Here is a 3,612-nt window from a genome sequence, read left to right as displayed (position 1 = left end):
CCATAGGATTCAATACCAAGATATTTAATATACAATGGAATAAATGCAATACTCATCACCGCCGACCAAATCTGCCCAATATAATTGGCTACAAGATTTCGCTTAATCATGCACTATAAACAAAATATGAATAGAATAATTCATTTCTATTGAATAAGGAAAAAATAAAAACTATTTAATTCGTTTCAGATACCCACTTGGTGCTACACTAACTAATAATTTATTGTCGATGCTAGAATCAACAACAAAATGATCGGTTGTTTTTAAAAAATCACTCACAGCAGAGTGTGGACTATCACCGGGATTCCAAGGCCGTCCGCCTGGCATATAATCGGTTGGCAAAAATTCAACAATTGTATCAAAAACAACGCAATAACTGTCTTTCGATACCAGTTTTGAATATAAATGTAATTCCTGTAAAACATGATCATGGGTATGATTAGAATCTAAACAAACCATAATGTTTTGATAATTTTGGGCTACAGCATATACTTGTTCAGCAATATGAGGATCAATAGAAGATCCTTCAATCATATCAATACGTTTATACATAGGATGACCTTCTATCAAAGCTCTGTTATGTGCTCGTATATCAATATCGATTCCTAATACTCTTCCATTTTTGCCTATTAATTCTAACAAGGAAGCATAATAAATAATTGAACCCCCATGTGCAATTCCAGTTTCAATAATCAAATCAGGTTGCACTTCCCAAATAATTTCCTGCATGGCAATCATATCTTGCGGATATGCAATAATTGGTCGACCCATCCATGAAAAATTGTAGGAATATAGCGCCTTGTTTGATTCAACATTGAACTGATTAGCTGCTTCAACTAATTCCTTATTACTAGGATAGGATGCTATTTGTTGTTCTTTTTGCTTTTTAAATTGCTCAAGCTCTTCACTCATGAATAATTGTTTTTAATTTTTCAGAACTACCCCAAAAGTGCATGGGTTCATAATCGTTGTATGGGTAGAAGCCATAATTAAATTGAATATCCGCTCCGGTTACCTCTGCATACTCCTTCACCAACTGTTTAATTGCAATAGGCTTTCCGCTACAACAATTAATAATTCCAGTAATACTTTTTTGCTCCGCAATGGAAGATATATATTCCGCTACTTTAGAAACATGCAGATAATCACGGGTTTGATCACCACCAGACATATTAAAATATTTTTCTTCATTTTCTATAGCAAGTTGTAATTGAGGAATGATAGATTTAGCATGTTGGCCTTCCCCATACATATAGAACAATCGCACCCATTGAAAAACAAAAGATGGTTGAGTTTTTTGTAATATATCGATGAATTGACGCAAGCTATTTTTTGCAACTCCGTAAGCAGTTACCGGATTAGTGGGCATGCTTTCAGACAAACAACCACTTTGCAAACCATATTCTAAGCAAGTTCCTGTAACCAGTACATGTTCTCCACCTGAAGAAATATAATTTTTTAAAAACTGGTACTGATGTTGAAGGTGCTGTTCGATGTGGAGCAAGCTTTTAAAATTTGGCAAACCATCCCATGCCAGATGAATGAGTATGTCGGGATTATTAAAATATTGATAAGAAGAAAAATCGCTTGATACATTTGAAAAATCATAAGGCTTGAAAAGAACAACATTATACCATTTGCTGGACTTAGCTTTTTCAATACTTCGTGCTGTAGCAATTACTTCATGGCCCCTCTTTGTCAAGTATTGAATTACATAACTACCTAAAAATCCGGTTGCACCTGTTACTAAAAATTTCATTAACTAGTCAATTACTATGGTTGGGATAGGAATCAAGAATCTGCCACCCCACTCAGTAATATAAGATAATTGCTGCTTAATTTCAGCGCTCAAATTCCAAGGGAATATAATCACATAATCAGGTCGCTCAAGTTTCAGTATCTCCTCATTAACCACCGGAATATGACTTCCAGGCAAAAATTTATTCTGTTTATTTGGATTAGCATCAACAACAAAGTGAATTAAATCCTTTTTTATTCCACAATAATTCAACAAAGTATTTCCCTTTGCAGCTGCTCCATATCCTACAACCTTTTTCCCTTTATTTTTCTGAGTAACTAAAAATGCCAATAAATCAAACTTAATTTGCTCAACCTTATCTGTAAATCCCTTATAGTAGTCAATTTTGTCAACACCTTTTGATTTTTCCATTTGAATGAGGCTAGCAACCTTGGCACTAATTTCTTTACTAGTATCACCAACATGTTTTGCATAAATTCTTAAAGAACCTCCATGTGTCGATATTTCATCTACATCAAATATCTCTAACTCTTGTGCTAAAAATATCTTTTGAACAGTAAACAACGAAAGATAAGAGAAATGCTCATGATAAATTGTATCAAACTGATTGTTATCAATCAATTGAATTAAATGTGGAAACTCCATTGTTATAATGCCCTGTGGAGATAAAAAATGATGCATGCCCGCAACAAAATCATTTATATCTGGAACATGTGCTAAAACATTATTGCCGATAAGTAAATCAGCATATAATCCCTTTTTAACTAAAACTTCTGCCAGCGCTAATCCAAAAAATTCGGTAACTGTTTCTATACCCTTATCTATTGCCACTTTAGCTGTATTCTTAGTAGGTTCTATCCCTAAAACAGGTATTTTTCGTTCTAAAAAATACTGTAAGAGGTAACCATCATTAGATGCAATTTCCACTACCCTCGAATTATTACCCAATGAAAACCTTTCGACTACTTTTTCACAATAATTTTTAGCATGACTCAGCCAACTTGTAGAAAAAGAAGAGAAATAAACATATTCATGATTAAAAATTGCTGACGACTTTTGATACTCGTCAATTTGAACTAAGAAACAGTTATCACAAACTAAGACCCTCAATGGATAGTAGACCTCTGGCTCGTTCAATTGGCTAAATGTCAAAAATGAATTAGATGGAGGAGCATTAACCAAATCAAGAAATTCGTAATTAAGGGGGGTGTTACAAAATCGACAATTCACAGTTGTAAAGGTTCAAATTGGTGATCAATAATTGCAAAATTTTTATCCCTTTCACTTATATGCTTCACTTCCAGAGGCCAATGTATATTAAGTACTGGATCATCATATCGTAAGCCTTTTTCAGAATTAGGGTGATAAAACTCGGAATGGTGGTAAATAATGGATGTATTATCTTCTAAAACTTGAAATCCATGTGCACAACCTTCTGGTATAATTAGCCCCAACATATTAAAAAAACTTAGCTCTACATTAAAACATTGGAGATAAGTAGGTGAATCTTTTCTGATATCTACCACAACATCAAATATACTACCATTAACACATCTCACATACTTCTTTTCGGCATAAGGAGGTATCTGATAGTGAAGGCCCCGTAAAGTTCCTTTTGAGATATTAAATGAATGATTGCACTGAACAAATTCATCATAAATTTGAACTGATTCAAACTCCTTTTTACAATAGGTTCTGGTAAAAAATCCTCTCTCATCAGAAATTGGTTCTGATTTTACTAGAATTACGCCCGCCAATGGAGTAGAGAGAAATATCATTATTCAAGAATCATATAAACTATCATTGTTGTCCGACTAAAGTCGGGTTTAAATTAGCTGTAACCCTTTTCTGGA

4 protein-coding genes are annotated in these 3,612 nt (G+C 33.7%); all 4 read right to left on the bottom strand.

Annotated features, from left to right (window positions below):
• Positions 1-171: 171 nt before the first annotated feature.
• The 4 genes from ACOYLT_RS10870 to rfbC are packed head-to-tail and all read right to left on the bottom strand — an operon-like array spanning position 172 to position 3,537.
• Entirely contained in the window at positions 172-912 is a 741-nt protein-coding gene (locus tag ACOYLT_RS10870) for a cephalosporin hydroxylase family protein (protein ID WP_422853870.1), read from the bottom strand.
• Entirely contained in the window at positions 905-1,759 is an 855-nt protein-coding gene (locus tag ACOYLT_RS10865) for an NAD-dependent epimerase/dehydratase family protein (protein ID WP_422853869.1), read from the bottom strand. The genes ACOYLT_RS10870 and ACOYLT_RS10865 overlap by 8 nt, the downstream gene beginning before the upstream one ends.
• A gap of 3 nt (positions 1,760-1,762) precedes the next feature.
• The gene (locus ACOYLT_RS10860) at positions 1,763-2,989 is read right to left on the bottom strand and encodes a methyltransferase domain-containing protein (RefSeq protein WP_422853868.1); all 1,227 of its coding nucleotides are present in this window, start codon (positions 2,987-2,989) and stop codon (positions 1,763-1,765) included.
• Complete coding sequence (rfbC, locus tag ACOYLT_RS10855; protein WP_422853867.1) at positions 2,986-3,537, bottom strand: dTDP-4-dehydrorhamnose 3,5-epimerase; 552 nt, start codon at positions 3,535-3,537, stop codon at positions 2,986-2,988. Before rfbC ends, ACOYLT_RS10860 begins: the two co-directional genes overlap by 4 nt.
• Between the last annotated feature and the right edge of the window lie 75 nt (positions 3,538-3,612).

The organism is Flavobacterium sp., assembly GCF_049318185.1.
GTDB lineage: Bacteria > Bacteroidota > Bacteroidia > Flavobacteriales > Flavobacteriaceae > Flavobacterium.
Note: the sequence above shows the minus strand (reverse complement) of the source record. Positions and strands in the feature narration are given on the sequence as shown.